At 69.4% G+C, this 14,830-nt stretch carries 15 protein-coding genes and 4 pseudogenes; 12 read left to right on the top strand and 7 right to left on the bottom strand.

Translation table 11 applies throughout. From position 1 onward, the window contains the following. Positions 1-2 precede the first annotated feature (2 nt). From ACHMWU_RS23655 to ACHMWU_RS23645, 3 genes and pseudogenes are all read right to left on the bottom strand, one after another. The gene (locus tag ACHMWU_RS23655; protein WP_396047705.1) at positions 3-557 is read right to left on the bottom strand and encodes a TlpA family protein disulfide reductase; all 555 of its coding nucleotides are present in this window, start codon (positions 555-557) and stop codon (positions 3-5) included. 159 nt (positions 558-716) lie between these two features. Beyond that, positions 717-2,116: pseudogene (locus ACHMWU_RS23650) on the bottom strand (GuaB1 family IMP dehydrogenase-related protein). A gap of 85 nt (positions 2,117-2,201) precedes the next feature. Next, complete coding sequence (locus tag ACHMWU_RS23645; protein WP_396047703.1) at positions 2,202-2,882, bottom strand: class I SAM-dependent methyltransferase; 681 nt, start codon at positions 2,880-2,882, stop codon at positions 2,202-2,204. A gap of 264 nt (positions 2,883-3,146) precedes the next feature. Between ACHMWU_RS23645 and ACHMWU_RS23640 the strand changes: the two genes are divergently transcribed. Beyond that, on the top strand, positions 3,147-3,647 hold the full coding sequence (locus ACHMWU_RS23640; protein ID WP_396047701.1) for a hypothetical protein: 501 nt from the start codon (positions 3,147-3,149) through the stop codon (positions 3,645-3,647). Between the two features lie 323 nt (positions 3,648-3,970). Here ACHMWU_RS23640 and ACHMWU_RS23635 read toward each other — a convergent pair whose 3' ends face one another. Continuing rightward, positions 3,971-4,774 carry an HAD family hydrolase gene (locus ACHMWU_RS23635; RefSeq protein ID WP_396047699.1) on the bottom strand — a complete coding sequence of 268 codons (804 nt, stop codon included), beginning with the start codon at positions 4,772-4,774 and terminating at the stop codon, positions 3,971-3,973. Between the two features lie 170 nt (positions 4,775-4,944). Between ACHMWU_RS23635 and ACHMWU_RS23630 the strand changes: the two genes are divergently transcribed. The 8 genes and pseudogenes from ACHMWU_RS23630 to ACHMWU_RS23595 all read left to right on the top strand — a co-directional run bounded on the left by ACHMWU_RS23630 (position 4,945) and on the right by ACHMWU_RS23595 (position 9,622). Further along, entirely contained in the window at positions 4,945-5,580 is a 636-nt protein-coding gene (locus ACHMWU_RS23630) for a hypothetical protein (protein WP_396047697.1), read from the top strand. Continuing rightward, a complete protein-coding gene (locus tag ACHMWU_RS23625; protein ID WP_396047695.1) occupies positions 5,547-5,810 on the top strand; it encodes a hypothetical protein in 264 nt (87 codons plus the stop codon). The genes ACHMWU_RS23630 and ACHMWU_RS23625 overlap by 34 nt, the downstream gene beginning before the upstream one ends. 105 nt (positions 5,811-5,915) lie before the next feature. Further along, positions 5,916-7,057, top strand: a pseudogene (locus ACHMWU_RS23620) (TadA family conjugal transfer-associated ATPase). A gap of 150 nt (positions 7,058-7,207) precedes the next feature. Then, positions 7,208-7,414, top strand: coding sequence for a hypothetical protein (locus ACHMWU_RS23615; RefSeq protein WP_396047693.1), 207 nt, complete (start codon positions 7,208-7,210; stop codon positions 7,412-7,414). Further along, complete coding sequence (locus ACHMWU_RS23610; protein WP_396047691.1) at positions 7,392-7,844, top strand: type II secretion system F family protein; 453 nt, start codon at positions 7,392-7,394, stop codon at positions 7,842-7,844. The genes ACHMWU_RS23615 and ACHMWU_RS23610 overlap by 23 nt, the downstream gene beginning before the upstream one ends. Beyond that, entirely contained in the window at positions 7,841-8,539 is a 699-nt protein-coding gene (locus tag ACHMWU_RS23605) for a type II secretion system F family protein (RefSeq protein ID WP_396047689.1), read from the top strand. The genes ACHMWU_RS23610 and ACHMWU_RS23605 overlap by 4 nt, the downstream gene beginning before the upstream one ends. Before the next feature lie 115 nt (positions 8,540-8,654). Next, entirely contained in the window at positions 8,655-9,257 is a 603-nt protein-coding gene (locus ACHMWU_RS23600) for a TadE family type IV pilus minor pilin (protein WP_396047687.1), read from the top strand. Beyond that, entirely contained in the window at positions 9,254-9,622 is a 369-nt protein-coding gene (locus tag ACHMWU_RS23595) for an Rv3654c family TadE-like protein (RefSeq protein ID WP_396047685.1), read from the top strand. Before ACHMWU_RS23600 ends, ACHMWU_RS23595 begins: the two co-directional genes overlap by 4 nt. Before the next feature lie 131 nt (positions 9,623-9,753). Here the strand turns inward: ACHMWU_RS23595 and ACHMWU_RS23590 are convergent. From ACHMWU_RS23590 to ACHMWU_RS23580, 3 genes and pseudogenes are all read right to left on the bottom strand, one after another. Further along, positions 9,754-10,545 (bottom strand): annotated as a pseudogene (locus tag ACHMWU_RS23590) (Zn-binding domain-containing protein); the annotation flags it as partial. Then, positions 10,430-11,506 (bottom strand): DEAD/DEAH box helicase, encoded by a 1,077-nt coding sequence (locus tag ACHMWU_RS23585; protein WP_396047683.1) that lies wholly within the window; start codon positions 11,504-11,506, stop codon positions 10,430-10,432. The gene ACHMWU_RS23585 and the pseudogene ACHMWU_RS23590, both read right to left, overlap by 116 nt. Before the next feature lie 70 nt (positions 11,507-11,576). Beyond that, positions 11,577-11,837 (bottom strand): annotated as a pseudogene (locus ACHMWU_RS23580) (DEAD/DEAH box helicase); the annotation flags it as partial. 116 nt (positions 11,838-11,953) lie between these two features. Here ACHMWU_RS23580 and ACHMWU_RS23575 point away from each other — a divergent pair. The 3 genes from ACHMWU_RS23575 to ACHMWU_RS23565 all read left to right on the top strand — a co-directional run bounded on the left by ACHMWU_RS23575 (position 11,954) and on the right by ACHMWU_RS23565 (position 14,797). Beyond that, positions 11,954-12,295 (top strand): STAS domain-containing protein, encoded by a 342-nt coding sequence (locus tag ACHMWU_RS23575; RefSeq protein WP_396047681.1) that lies wholly within the window; start codon positions 11,954-11,956, stop codon positions 12,293-12,295. A 101-nt stretch (positions 12,296-12,396) separates the two neighbouring features. Further along, positions 12,397-14,523 (top strand): sodium-translocating pyrophosphatase, encoded by a 2,127-nt coding sequence (locus ACHMWU_RS23570; protein WP_396047679.1) that lies wholly within the window; start codon positions 12,397-12,399, stop codon positions 14,521-14,523. Beyond that, positions 14,432-14,797 carry a sodium/proton-translocating pyrophosphatase gene (locus ACHMWU_RS23565; RefSeq protein ID WP_396047677.1) on the top strand — a complete coding sequence of 122 codons (366 nt, stop codon included), beginning with the start codon at positions 14,432-14,434 and terminating at the stop codon, positions 14,795-14,797. Before ACHMWU_RS23570 ends, ACHMWU_RS23565 begins: the two co-directional genes overlap by 92 nt. The last annotated feature ends 33 nt before the right edge of the window (positions 14,798-14,830 follow it).

Raw genomic sequence — 14,830 nt, 5'->3', positions numbered from 1 at the left:
GTCTAGCCCTCGCTGATCACGTCATCGAGCAGGCCGGAGAGTGTCGCTTTGGTCAGCGTGGGGTCGGCGATCCTGACGGCGACCTTGCCGTGGCTGTCGATGATCCACGTAGTGGGAACAGCCTGGGTCGGCAGACTGTCGTTGAAACCCATCTCGAGGCGCCCTGACTGGTCGGCGAAGTTCGGGTAGGTGATGTCGTGGTTGCGGTTGAATGCGGAGGCTTCGTCTGCTTTGGCGTCGTTCACGATGCCGACGAACTGCACGTCCTGGTCGGCGTACTCGGCAGAGACCTTGCTGAGCAGAGGCGCCTCCGCACGGCAGGGTCCGCACCACGGCCCCCACAGGTTCACGACCATCGTCTTGCCGGCGAAATCGGCAGTGGACAGGATGTTCCCGGACAAGTCCTCACCGGACAGGACGGGTGCGGTCTTCCGTTCGGCCGGCTCAACCACGGTGATGTAGGGGTCCAGCGGCGCCGATGGACTGGCTGACGTGCCGGTCGAAGAACACCCCGCCACCACAACAACCACCAACCCGGTCACCATGAGACGCAGCACCGTGCCACCCTAAGCGGACTGCTCCACATGACCAACGAAAGGGCTCTGCACACCATCGAACCTCTCGTCCCACCCACAACGAGCGAAGCGAGCAGGCCGCCCCGTGCGAGCGAAGCGAGCACGGAAGCGAGCGGCGAGGCACGAGCCGCGTGCGGCCTACTACCAAGAAACGTTCAGCGGGCGTCCTTCGTCGTAGCCGGCTGAGCTTTGCAGGCCGACGGTGGCGCGTTCGCGGAAGTCGGGGATGGACCGGGCTCCGGCGTAGGTGGCGCTTGACCGGACGCCGGCGATGATGGAGTCGACGAGGTCTTCGACGCCGGGGCGTTCGGGGTCGAGGAACATGCGGGACGAGGAGATGCCTTCTTCGAACAGGGCCATGCGGGCTCGTTCGAATCCGGCGGCGTCGCGGGTGCGGTTGGAGACGGCGCGGGCCGAGGCCATGCCGAACGACTCCTTGTAGGGACGCCCGTCGGGACCGACCTTGAGGTCGCCGGGGCTTTCGAGCGTCCCGGCGAACCACGATCCGATCATGACGCTTGCCGCCCCGGCGGCGAGGGCGAGGGCCACGTCGCGGGGGTACCGGACACCGCCGTCGGCCCAGACGTGCGCACCGAGCTCGCGGGCGGTGTCGGCGCACTCCAGGACGGCTGAGAACTGGGGGCGTCCGACGCCGGTCATCATGCGGGTCGTGCACATCGCGCCGGGCCCGACGCCGACCTTGACGATGTCGGCACCGCGGGCCACGAGGTCACGGACGCCGTCGGCCGAGACGACGTTGCCTGCCGCGATGGGGATCCGGCGACCGGTGCTGGCGGCGTGGGCGTCTCGGGCGGCGACGACCAGCGGTAGTGCGTCGAGCATCTTGACCTGGTGGCCGTGAGCGGTGTCGACGACGAGGACGTCGATGCCCATCGCCAGCAGCGCGGCGGCCTTGCCCTCGACGTCGCCGTTGATGCCGACGGCGGCGCCGATCACGACTGGCCGTTCGGGTCGATCGCCGGGTCGTAGATCGTCGATCGCAGGGCGGACTTGCGGGTCAGGACGCCGACGAGCTGGTCGCCGTCGACGACGGGCGCGAAGTCGATGTGACGGGCCGACATCTCGTTGAAGCTGGTCTGGGGATCGGCGCCGACCTTGAAGGTCAGCATGTCGGTCGACATGACTTCGCGGACCTGGGCGAATCGGTCGATCTCGGCGCCGTCGCGCTCGGTCACGACACCCAGCACTCGACCGTGCTCGACGACCACGACGGCTCCGTGGGCCCGCTTGGGGATCAGGCTCATGGCTTCACCGACCGTCGTGGTCGGCCCGACCGTGACGGGCGTGTCGTAGACCGTGTGGGCGTCCTTGACCTGCTTGATGGTCGCTTCGACGATGTCGAGCGGAATGTCTTGGGGGATGATCGCGATGCCGCCGCGCCGGGCGATCGTCTCGGCCATGCGCTTGCCTGAGATCGCCGTCATGTTCGCGACGACGAGCGGCAGGGTCGTGCCGGTGCCGTCCTCGGTGCTGAGGTCGACGTCGAAGCGGCTCGTGACGTCGGAACGTCCCGGCACCATGAACACGTCGTTGTACGTCAGGTCGTACGAGGGCGTCAGGTCATTGAGGAACTTCACCCTGCAACTCTACGGGGGCGCTGGGCGGTCAGCGGAAGTCGAGCAGCATCGTGTCGGGCGGCTCCGCTTCTTGGCTCATGCTCGACTTGTCGACGCGGGCGCGGGTGCAGAACGTCTCGTGGCGCAACCGCAGGAATCCGGTCTGGCCGGCGTAGCTCATGAACAGCTCGCGTACTTGTCCGAGCGCTGTCTCACCGACGGACGGGTGCTTGGTCGCTGCAGCGAAGCGGAGCAGGCCCGGCAGGTCGAGCTTCTCCCACGAGCCGAGCGCATGGCTCTCAGGTTCACGGAACAGTCCCGAGGCGCTGAACGTGTCGACCGAGGCGGCACCGGCCTCGCGGGCGCCGATGATCTCGCGCAGCTTGCGCATCCAGGGAATGGAGTCGTCGTGACGTCGCGAGATCGTCGACAGCAGGCCGTCGGGACGCAGCACCCGGGCGTACTCGGCCAGCGCCGTCGGCGACTCCCGCAGCTCGGGGACGATCACGGCGTCGAAGGCGTCGCCGACGAACGGCAGTCGCTCACCGCTGCTGCGGACGTACTGGATCTCGGGGTGCCGGCTCTGGATCACGTCATCGCCGGCGACGACGACCTCGTGGCCTTGCTCGGCCAGCCGGTAGGCGAGTGATCCGTCGCCGAGGTGCAGGACGCAGGACAGGCGATCCCCGACCAGCCACTTGGCCGTGCGGTCTTCCGGGGAGTCGTTCATTGTGTGAAGGCTACCGCTACCCGTATGAGGCGGCCGGTACGCTTCGGGCGTGTCCGATCCGTTCATCTCGGCTGCCCTGCTCGAAGGCATCCCATCGACCTATGCCGGCGCCCGCGACGGTCTCGACGGAATTCTCCGTGACCGCGGGCTCCGCCGCAGCACCCCCGACGACACGGCGCGTGCGTTGCTGCTCGGCGCCGCCGCGACCGCGAGTCTCGAAGGCAGCACCTACGACGTCGACGAGCCGCGTCGGGTGGCGGCGACGTGCTCGCCCGTGGCGCGGTGCGTTTGTCGACCGAGCTGCTGGGCCTGCTGCCGGTCTGGAACCGTGCCCCTGTCCAGGCCCTGGCGCGCATCCATGCGTTGGCCGCGGCTGGTTCGGTCGACGATGCGGATCTCGGCCGTCCGGTCAATCCCGATGGTGTCGCCCGGCTGACCGAGCTGGCCTGGATGCTGGGCCAGCCCACCGAGGCGCCCGGGCTGGTCGTCGCGGCCCTCGTCAATGCCGAGATCACGTCGGCCGGTGCCTTTGCGACCCACAACGCGATCGTCGGCCGGGCCGCCGAACGGCTCGTGCTGGTGGCCAAGGGCGTCGACCCGGCATCCGTCCTGGTGCCCGAGGCCGGCCACGCCGCCGAGCCGGAGGGATACCGATCGGCGCTCGCGGCATACGGCAGCGGCAAGCCGACCGGCGTCCACCAGTGGCTGATGTACGCGGCGCAGTCGTTCACCCGGGCGGCCGAGGCCTCACCGCTCGCCCGCTAGGGCGTCCGCCGCAGAGCAGCTGGCTCTACACAGAGCGATGGCGCCGACTCTCGGAGGAATCGACGCCATCTGGCCAGCAATGCTCGGCTACCATGCGTGCAGGATCTGAGTCGTCGCGGCTCCATGGTTCCTGAGTGGGCTGGAGTCCTGCGAGCGGCTTTCCCATTGAGACGGGTGATCGCCGCGTGGGTACCGGATGCTGTGCCGCTGTGGAGTTGTCATGTACAACTGACTCCTGTCTACGCCGACGGCTGGCGAAACAAAACCCCTACTGACGCGTAATGTTCTGCGCCTTCGTTCACAAGCGGCTGATGTGATCGCCGTCAGGCGCTCGGCCGGAACTTGCGGCGAGATGCCACCGCGACGGCGATCGCACCTACGGCGCTGACGGCGGCCGTCGCTGCTGCGGCCTTGCCGACCTTGGTCGACAAGCCGAGGCGGGGTCGCAAGGCGACCGGTTTCGCGAACACCAGGATCGGCCAGTCCTTCTCCTGCGCGATCTTGCGCAGCGCCTTGTCGGGGTTGACCGCGAAGGGGTGGCCCACGGCCTCGAGCATCGGCACGTCGGTCTCAGAGTCGGAGTACGCATACGACTCCGACAGGTCGTACCCGCGCTCCTCGGCCAGCTGCTGCATCGCGACCGCCTTGTGCGGTCCGTAGGCGTAGAAGTCGACCTCGCCGGTGTACCGGCCCTCGTCGGCCACGAGCGTCGTCGCGATGACGTGGTCGACCCCGAGCATCGCGCCGATGGGCTCGACGACCTCGGCACCGGACGCGGAGACGATGATGACATCTCGTCCGGCGGCCTGGTGCTCCTCGATCAGGCACACCGCCTCGTCGAACACGATGGGGTCGATGATCGAGTGCAGCGTCTCGGCGACAGCCTGACGGACGACCTCGACATCCCAGCCCTTGACCATCTGAGTCAGGTAGGCGCGCATCTTCTCGAGCTGGTCGTGGTCGGCGCCGCTGATCGAGAACATGAAGTTCGCGTAGGCGCTGCGCAGCACGGCACGTCGGTTGAGCAGGCCGCCGTCGTAGAAGGGCTTGCCGAAGGCAAGCGTGCTCGACTTGGCGATGATCGTCTTGTCCAGGTCGAAGAATGCGGCGGTCCGTGTGGGGCTCACCCCTTCAGGATAGGGCGGTCCACAGCATCGTGGGGCATCTCGGCCTGTCCACAGGCCGTCGTCGGCCGCTTCCGGCCACGTACCGCACGTCGGCATCGTCGAGACATGACCGAGGTGAGACCGCCCCTGATCGCAACGGCTGACGAGGCGCTGCGCGACCGCGCGCAGCGGTGGTGTGCCGCCATGGGCTCGACTCCAGACTGGCCCACGACCTTGCCGGCGTCCGGCGCACGTGGCGGCAGGCCTCGGGCGTCGTCGTCGGCGAAGATCTCGTCTCCGAGGTCGCCGACGCCGGGCTCGCGCGACGCGAGCACGTCATCGTCCTGGCCCGCGAACCGTCCGCGCACTGGCCGGCCGCCATCGCGCTGGGGGCCGAAGTCGTGTGCGGTCCCGACGAGGAACGCCGCATCCTCGACGTCTTGGCCGCTGCGCTCGACGGCCGTGACGAGGCGTGCGTCGTGAGCGTCATCGCCGGGTCCGGGGGAGCAGGCGCATCGACCCTGGTGGCGGCGCTCGCCGTGACGGCAGCTCGACGAGGTCTGCGGTCGCTGGCGGTCGACGCCGATCCGCTCGGCGGAGGTCTCGAGCTGCTGCTCGGTCCGAGCGCAGCGACGGTCTGCGCTGGCCAGACTTCGCCGCCACCCGCGGACGGATCGACGTCGGCTCGCTCGTCGACGTGCTGCCACAGCACCGCAGCGTCTCCACCCTGTCGTGGGGCCGGGACGAGCGGGGGCCGCTGCCGGAGTCGTGGCCCGGCGTGCTCGCGGCGGCGGTGCGCGGATTCGACCTGCTCGCCGTCGACCTGAGCCGGCACCACGACGATCAGACGGCCGGGCTGCTGGGCCGCTCGATGTTGACCCTCGTCGTGGTTCCTGAGGAGATCAGCGCGGTGTCGGCTGCGTCGGGTGTCCTCGCGCAGGTGCGGCGATCTGCACCGGCCGTTGCCGTGGTCAGCGTGGCCAGGCGGGGGCGGGATCGGGCCGGTCGCAGTGTCCGAGGTGCTCGGGCTGCCTGTGCTCGCACGCATCCGACCTGATCATCGGCTGCGTGCTGCGATCGACCGCGGGCACGGTCCTGGCCAGTCGAGATCGCTGCGCCGTTCGGCATCGACCGTGCTCGACGCTCTGGGGCTGGAACGGTCGTGACGGTGCCACCGCTGGTGGAGCGGGTGCGGCGACGGCTCGCGGCGGAGACTTCCGAGCCGACCCCGCACAGCGTGGCCGCGGCGCTGCGCGCCGAGCAGCAGCTGGCGGGCAGCGAGACCGTGCTCGCGCTGGTCGACCAGCTGCGGAGCGAGTCGTGTGGCGCCGGGCTGCTCGATCCGCTGCTGGCACGTCCCGGGGTGACCGATGTGCTGGTCAACGGGCCCGATGCGGTCTATGTCGACTGCGGGGCGGGCCTCGAACGTACGTCGGTGCAGTTCGCCGACGAGGCGCAGGTGCGACGGCTGGCCCAACGGCTTGCCGCGCAGGCCGGGCGGCGGCTCGACGACGCCAGCCCGTGGGTCGACGCCCGCCTGGTCGACGGCACCCGGCTGCATGCGGTGCTGTCACCCGTCGCCAGGCCTGGGACCATCGTCTCCCTGCGGGTGCCGGCCCGCCGGTCGTTCACGCTCGACGGCTGCACCAGGCCGGTTCGCTCTCGACCGAGGCATGGCACTGCCTGCGAGACCTGGTGCGGTCGCGCGCAGCGTTCGTGATCTCCGGCGGGACCGGAACCGGCAAGACCACACTGCTCGCGGCACTGCTGGCCGAGGTCGATCCTGGTGAACGCATCGTCGTCGTCGAGGACGCGACCGAGCTGCGACCCCAGCACCCGCACGTGGTCGGTCTGGAGGCGCGGCCAGCCAATGTCGAGGGGGTCGGCCTCGTGACGGTCCGCGACCTGGTCCGTCAGGCGCTGCGCATGCGGCCCGACCGACTGGTCGTCGGCGAGGTGCGCGGGGCAGAGGTCGTCGACCTGCTGGCAGCGCTCAACACCGGGCACGAAGGCGGCTGCGGGACGGTGCACGCCAACTCACCTGCCGACGTCCCGGCCCGGTTCGAAGCCCTGGGGGTGGCGGCCGGGCTGCCTCGCGCCGCAGTGCACAGCCAGCTGGCAGCGGGCATCGACGTGGTCGTCCACCTCGGGCGACGCGCCGACGGGCTTCGCGTCGTCGAGCAGGTCGGCGTCATCCGCCGCGCCTCGACAGGCTCCGTCGAGTGCGTGACGGCGCAGACGTTCGGCGTCGGCGGCTCGGTCGGTGGGCCGGGGCGTGATCGACTGCGCCAGGTGCTCCGGTGACCTGGCTGGCTGCTGGATCAGCTGCTATCGCGATGCTGTTGTGGCGACCGTCGAGCCGGTGGCTGCTGCGCGGTCGCCTGGGGTGTCGGACGATCTGCCCTGACACGTCGACTGCCCGCGCTGGCAGTGGCCGGGCTCGCGCTGATCGGCGTGAGTCGACTGCCCGGGCCGAGGCTCGTCCTGGCCGTGACGCTGCTCGGCCTCGGCGTCTTCGGGGTTCGCCAGGTCCGTGCGGCACGGGCACGCGACAGCGTCCGAACCAGGCGTCGGATCACCGCCGAAGTACTGGCGCTCATGGCGGCCGAGCTGCCGGACCGGTCAGCTTCCGGTGCAGGTGCTGACCGGGTTGTCCCGTGAGCACGCGTTCCTGGTGCCGGCGGCGCAGGCAGCCGATCTGGGTGCCGATGTCGCCGCGGCCCTGCGCGATGCGGGGAGCGCGCCCGGCCGAGAGGCCCTGCGCGACCTCGGGGCGGCCTGGCAGGTCGCCGACCGCGCAGGCGCACCGCTCGCAGCAGTCCTCGGTCGGCTGGAGCAGTCGGTGCGAGACGATCACGACCTCGAACGCGAGATCCAGGCCGGCGTAGCGCCGGCTCGGGCGACCGGCCGGCTCATGGCGATCCTGCCGGTCGTGGGTCTCGTGCTGGGGTCAGGTCTCGGCGGTAGCCCGTTCTCCATGCTGACGAGCACGTGGCCAGGATCGATGTGTGCGGCGGCGGGCTGCGCCCTGGCCTGCCTGGGAGTCGTGTGGATCGAGCGCATCGCCACGTCGGCAGAGCGACCACCGTGATCTCGGCGCTGCTGGCAGCCATGGCGATGTGGTGCCTGGTCTCTCGACCACCTGTGCAGCGGATCAGGTGGATGCGTGGCGCCAGGCGCGCCGGAGTGCAGGTCGACCTGCGGATCGTGGCGGCGTCACTCGTGCCGATCGCTGGCGTCATGCTGCTGGGACCAGCACCCGGTCTGATGCTGGGCGCGGCGTCGGCACCCGTGGTGTGGCGTGCTGTCGGACGGCTGGAGTCTGCGGCAGACAGGCGTCGGGCAGCTGAGCTGGCTGCGGCCCTGCCCACGGCGCTCGACCTCATGGTCGCTGCGCTGGAGGCCGGCCGGCCACCGGTCCTCGCGCTGTCGGTGGTGGCTGAGGCGACGGTGCCGCCGCTCGGACCCGAGCTTGCCACCGTGGCGAGTCGTCTGGCGATCACCGCCGACCCGCAGACCGTCTGGTCGGCGCTCGCCGCCGATCCGGTCCTCGGCGCATTGGGCAGAGCATTTGCCCGGGCTGAGGGATCCGGGATGCCGGTAGCCGAGGTCGTGGCGGGTGTCGCGGCTGAGCAGCGCCGTGAGCTGGTCGCACGTCGTCGTCAGCACGGTCGCAAGATCGCCGTGCAGACCGCGGGTCCGCTGGGGGCCTGCTTCCTGCCGGCGTTCTTCCTGATCGGCATCGTGCCGACGATCATGTCGTCATTCGCCTCGTTCCTGCCGTGATGTCCACAGGGCGTCCCAGCACCCGAGTTGTCCCCAGGGCCAAAGTTCGTTCGCAGAAAGCCGACGCAGCAGCACATCTTCTCGATGACATTCACCCATCAGGAGAGGACGACACATGGTCAAGCTGCGCAAGAGGAATGAAGCCGGCATGAGTACGGCGGAGTACGCCGTAGGCACGGTGGGGGCGTGCACGATCGGCGGGGTGCTGGTCAAGATCGGCCAGTCCGAGTGGTTCGGCGACTTGGTCAAGGACCTGCTCGACAACATCCCCCAACATCCTGCCGTTCTGACCCGTCCCGGGGCGGCACCCAGGTGCCGCCCCGGCCCACCGAGAGGGGATTGCATGAGATCAGTCCGAGCACCTCGCCAGCGACGAGAACACGGCATGGTCACGGCCGAGCTCATGACGATCGCGCCGTTGGGCGTCGCCTTCGCCTTCCTGATGCTGTGGATCGTGTCGCTGGGCGTGACCCAGGTGCGCATCGCGGATGCGTCCCGCGAGTCGGCCCGCATGGTGGCCCGCGGTGAGTCGATCGACGCCGTGCGGAAGGCGGCTCGGCAGCATGCGCCGGCCGGTGCGACGGTGCAGGTCGAGGACGATCACGACCTCGTGGTGGTGACGGTCCGGGTCGAGTCGCGCATGCCGGTGCCGTTCTTCTCTGGCATCGGATCACGCACCCTCGAGTCGACGTCGGTCGCGCTGCGGGAGCAGCCGTGAACGCAGCTGACGAACGGGGTGCGGTGGCCGTGCACGCGGTGTGGATCGCGTTCGCGTTGATCGTGGCCACCTGGGTGGCGGTGCAGGCGACCCAGCCGTCGCGCCTGAGCCACCGGGTGGCTTCCGCTGCCGATCTTGCCGCGTTGGCCGGCTCGCAGGCCAGTGCGCGCGGCGACGACGGTTGTGCTGCGGCACGGTCCGTCGCCCGACGCAACCACGCCCGGCTGGTCGCCTGCCGGATGGACCTCGACGTCGCGACCGTGAGGGCCAGGGCAGCGAGCCCGACGTGGTGGGAGGAGCGGTGGGTCTCGGAGCAGAAGGCACGTGCCGCGCCGGCCGAGTATGTACCGGCTAGGAGTCCTTGAGCAGCGCGTCCAGGCTTGACCGCCCCGGCCTTGTCGAGCGGCTCGTTGCCGTTGCCGCACTTGGGTGACTGGACGCACGACGGGCAGCCGGAGGGGCACTCGCACGCAGCGATCGCGTCGCGCGTCACCTGCAACCACCTCGCCGCCATCTCGTAGCCGCGCTCGGCGAAGCCCGCGCCGCCCGGATAGCCGTCGTAGACGAAGACCGTCAGCGTCCCGGTGTCAGGATGCAGGGCGGTCGAGACGCCGCCGATGTCCCAGCGGTCGCACGTCGCGAGCAGGGGCAGCAAGCCGATCGCGGCGTGCTCGGCGGCATGGGCGGCACCCGGGACGTCATCAGACTCCAGCACGTCGGCGACTGCGGCGGCGTCGAGCGTCCACCAGACGGCCTTGGTGTGCAAGGTGCGGGCGGGCAGGTCGAGCAGGCCTCGCCCAAGACCCGTCCGCCGGTCGTGCTGCGCTTGAGGTACGAGATGACCTGGTTGACGACCTCGACCGCAGCCGAAAGAGATCGCCGCATCGCCCCAACGCACTGTGCGATCGGTCGCGATGACGGCGATCTCGGTGGTCGAGCGCGCGGAGGTCGAGTAGTCGGGGTCGGCGCGGTGGACGATCGCGGCGCCGTGCTCGACGTCGTACTCGTCGACGACGTGGATGTCGCCTTGGTGCACGTAGACCGCACCCTCGTGGACCGTCGAGTCGGCCGACCCGGCATCGACGGTGCCGATCAACCGACCGGTGGCGGCGTCGACGATCTGGACCGGCGCGCCGCCGCTCGAACGGATGTCGGCCAGGTCGCTGGCGCGTTCACGCTTGGTCCAGAACCAGCCGGCCTGGCGCTTGCGCAGCCAGCCGGCTGCCTCCAGAGCCGCGACGCCCTCGGCCGCCCGGGGCCCGAACAACGCGAAGTCGTCCTCGGTCAGCGGGATCTCCTGGGCGGCGGCAGCGAGGTGAGGTCCCAGGACGTACGGATTGTCCGGGTCGAAGACCGACGCCTCGACCGGCGCTCCGAGGAGAGCCTCGGGATGGTGGACCAAGAACGTGTCGAGCGGCTCGTCCCGTGCGATCAGGATGCCGATCGAGCCGCCCGACCGTCCGGCCCGGCCGCAACTGCTGCTGCAGCGCAGCGCGGGTGCCCGGAAATCCGACCGTGATGACGGCATCGAGCCCGGCCACGTCGATGCCGAGCCGAGCGCGTTTGTGCTGGCCAGACCGAGAAGGTCGCCGCTGCGGAGCCGCTGCTCGAGCTCGCGTCGCTCCTCGGGCAGATATCCGCCGCGATACGTCGCGACCCGGCCCACGAGCCTGGGTCGACCTCGCCCAGACGTCGTTGCGCCGTGGCGGCGACTGCCTCGGCGCCGCGCCGCGACCGGACGAAGGCAAGGGTGCGCACCTTGCCGATGACCAAGTCGGTGAGCAGCTACCGGCCTCGGTCGTCGCCGAGCGGCGGACCACACCTTCCTTGTCATCGCCGATGCCCGGGATGATCGGCGGCTCCCAGAGCGCGATCGTGCGGGCGGCGTGGGGCGAGGCGTCGTCGGTGACCGGGACGACGTCCAGGCCGGTGAGCCGGGCAGCGAACACCTCAGGTTCGGAGACCGTCGCCGACGACAGCACGAAGACCGGATCTGCCCCGTAGTGCGCGCAGATCCGCCGCAGCCGCCGCAGCACGTGAGCCACGTGGGCCCCGAACACGCCGCGGTAGTGGTGGCACTCGTCGATCACGACATGGGTCAACCCCGCCAGCAACCGGGTCCAGCGCGGATGCGCCGGCAGGATCGAGTGGTGCAGCGTGTCGGGATTGGTCAGCACGTAGTTGGCGTGATCGCGAGCCCAGGAGCGCTCCTCGCGCGAGTTGTCGCCGTCGACGGTCGCGGCGCGCACGCAACGCCGACGCCCCCGCGAGGCGTCGGTACTGGTCGGCGGCCAGGGCCTTGGTCGGGGCGAGGTAGAGCACGGTCGGCATCCGGTTGCCGCGCAGCGCGCTGCCCGTCCGTCCGGCCTGCAGCTCGGTGAGCGCCGGAACCTGGAACACCAACGACTTTCCCGATGCGGTTCCCGTCGAGATGACGGTATGGCGGCGGTGGTGCAGATGGTGCAGCGCCTCGGCCTGATGACCCCACAACGCGGTGATGCCTTCGGCGGCGTACAAGGCCCGTACGTCGGCGTCGACCCACTCGGGCCACGGCTCGACGACGGCCTCACGGGCCGGCACCTGCTCCACGTGCGTCACCCGTTCGCCGTAGCGCAGCACGAGGTCAGCGGGATCCACGTGCCGAGTCTCGCAGAGAGCAACAGGCGAGGTGCCAATGGTCGTGGTTGAATGCGTGCATGGAGCTGGCACTGACGTCCCGTACGGATGGTGATTTCGAGATCATCGAGGTCGGTGGCGAGATCGACGTCTACACGGCGCCCCGGTTGCGCGAAGGCATCGTCGCCGCCGTCGACGCGGGGCACACCCGGCTCATCATCGACGTGCGGAAGGTCGACTTCCTCGACTCGACGGGCCTTGGAGTCCTTGTCGGCGCGCTCAAGCGCGTGCGCGCAGACGGCGGATCGCTCGACATCGTGTGCACGCAAGAACGCATCCTCAAGATCTTCCAGATCACGGGCCTCGACAAAGTCTTCGGGCTACATGCGTCCCTCGAAGAGGCACAATCCGTCGCGAAGTGAGCGAGATCACACACCAGGGGTCCCTCGGCATGTAACGTGCGTCACGCGGTCTGCCCGCCAGTCCGCAGCAAGTTCATGTCTGAACCTCTGGAGGATTGTTCATGGCGAATGTGACGCTCGTTGCGGCAGCCGGCGACTTGGAGCTTCGCGGACGGCAACACCTACTGGGTGATTGGGGTCGCGGTTGTCGGAGTCATCGCGCTGATCATGGCCGGGTGTTCCGGGCCGAAGTGCTGAAGGCATCCGAGGGCACCGCGAAGATGCAGGAGATCGGCCAAGCCGTCCAAGAGGGGGCGGCAGCGTACCTCGGACGCATGTTCAAGACGCTCGCCGTGTTTGCCGTGCTGGCCTTCGGCATCTTGTTCCTGCTGCCGGGCGACGCCGAGATCCGGATCGGCCGGTCGATCTACTTCCTGCTGGGTGCCGGCTTCTCGGCGATGATCGGCTACATCGGCATGTGGCTCGCGACGCGCGCCAACATCCGCGTGGCCGCCGCCGCCCAGAACGAGGGCCGCGAAGCTGCCATGAGGATCGCCTTCCGCACCGGCGGGACCGTCGGCATGCTGACCGTCGGGCTCGGCCTGGTCGGTGCGGCATCCGTCGTGCTGATCTACGAAGGCGATGCCCCGCGGGTGCTCGAAGGCTTCGGCTTCGGCGCGGCGCTGCTTGCCATGTTCATGCGAGTCGGCGGCGGCATCTTCACCAAGGCCGCCGACGTCGGCGCCGACCTGGTCGGCAAGGTCGAGCAGAACATCCCCGAGGACGATCCACGCAACGCCGCCACGATCGCCGACAACGTGGGCGACAACGTCGGTGACTGCGCTGGCATGGCCGCCGACCTGTTCGAGTCGTACGCCGTCACGCTGGTCGCCGCCCTGATCCTCGGCTCGGTCGCCTTCGGCCAAGAAGGCCTCGTGCTCCCGCTCGTCATCCCGGCGATCGGTGCGATCACAGCTCTGCTGGGCGTCTACTTCACGCGTCCGCGCGCCGGCGAAGGTGGGCTCAAGACCATCAACCGTTCGTTCTACCTGTCCGCCGTGATCTCCGCAGTCGCGTCGAGCGCCTTCGCCTGGTTCTACCTGCCGTCGTCGTTCGACGGGCTCAACGGCGCAGGCGGCACGACGTCGATCGAAGAGCTCTTCAGCCAGACCGGTGTGCCGCTGCAGACCGCTGTCGACAGCGATCCGCGACTCATCGCGATCATCGCAGTGCTGATCGGCATCGTGCTGGCCGCCGTGATCCTGGCGCTCACGGGCTACTTCACCGGCACCGAGACCCGTCCGGTGCAAGACGTGGCCAAGACGTCGCGCACGGGTGCGGCGACCGTTGTCCTGTCCGGGCTGTCGGTCGGTTTCGAGTCGGCGGTCTATACCGCGCTCGTGATCGGCGCAGCGGTGTTCGGCGCCTTCCTGCTCGGCAGCGGCTCGATCATCGTGTCGCTGTTCGCCGTGGCGCTGGCCGGTTGCGGTCTGCTCACGACCGTCGGCGTCATCGTCGCGATGGACACGTTCGGCCCGGTCAGCGACAACGCCCAGGGCATCGCCGAGATGTCGGGCGATGTCGACGAGGCCGGCGCGCAGATCCTGACTGAGCTCGACGCCGTCGGCAACACCACCAAAGCCATCACCAAGGGCATCGCGATCGCCACGGCCGTCCTCGCGGCCACGGCCCTGTTCGGTGCGTTCACCGATGCGATCAAGGACTCGATCGCCGACCTCGGCGAAGCCGGGTACCAGTCGACGTTCAAGATCGGCGACCTGTTGGCGACGCTGGGAGTCTTCAACGTCGCCGATCCAAGCAACCTGGTCGGGCTGCTGATCGGCGCTGCGGTCGTGTTCTTGTTCTCGGGCCTGGCGATCAACGCCGTGGGTCGCGCGGCCGGTGCCGTCGTGTTCGAGGTGCGCCGCCAGTTCCGCGACATCCCCGGCATCATGGAGGGCACGGGTCGTCCCGAGTACGGCAAGGTCGTCGACATCTGCACCCGTGACTCGTTGCGTGAGCTGGCGACGCCAGGCGTCCTGGCGATCTTCGCGCCGATCGCGGTCGGCTTCGGTCTCGGCGTCGGACCGCTCGGCGCCTACCTGGCCGGTGCGATCGCGACAGGCACCCTCATGGCCGTGTTCCTGGCCAACTCCGGTGGTGCCTGGGACAACGCCAAGAAGCTCGTCGAGGACGGCAACCACGGCGGCAAGGGATCGTTCGGCCCACGAGGCGACGATCATCGGTGACACGGTCGGCGATCCGTTCAAGGACACCGCCGGTCCGGCGATCAACCCGCTGCTGAAGGTCATGAACCTGGTGGCACTGCTGATCGTCCCGCTGGTGATCAAGTACTCGTACGGTGACGATGCGAGCGACGCGCTGCGTTACTCGATCGCGGGCATCTCGGTCGTGATCATCGTGGTGGCGGTCGGCATCGCGCGGTCGCGTCCCATCGCCCTCGACCCGTCCGAGGTAGCTGGCGACAGCGAGGACGTCACCGAAGAAGAGGCACCCGTCTAAGACCTGCGAGTGGTGCACGGTGGCTTGATCTGC

This window comes from Aeromicrobium sp. UC242_57 (assembly GCF_044452305.1).
Taxonomy (GTDB): domain Bacteria; phylum Actinomycetota; class Actinomycetes; order Propionibacteriales; family Nocardioidaceae; genus Aeromicrobium.
Note: the sequence above shows the minus strand (reverse complement) of the source record. Positions and strands in the feature narration are given on the sequence as shown.

Coding starts and splice junctions, on each gene's coding strand:
- ACHMWU_RS23570 (WP_396047679.1), top strand. CDS start 12,397: ATGGCGAATGTGACGCTCGTTGCGGCAGCCGGCGACTTGGAGCTTCGC.
- ACHMWU_RS23645 (WP_396047703.1), bottom strand. CDS start 2,882: ATGAACGACTCCCCGGAAGACCGCACGGCCAAGTGGCTGGTCGGGGAT.
- ACHMWU_RS23575 (WP_396047681.1), top strand. CDS start 11,954: ATGGAGCTGGCACTGACGTCCCGTACGGATGGTGATTTCGAGATCATC.
- ACHMWU_RS23600 (WP_396047687.1), top strand. CDS start 8,655: ATGGTCAAGCTGCGCAAGAGGAATGAAGCCGGCATGAGTACGGCGGAG.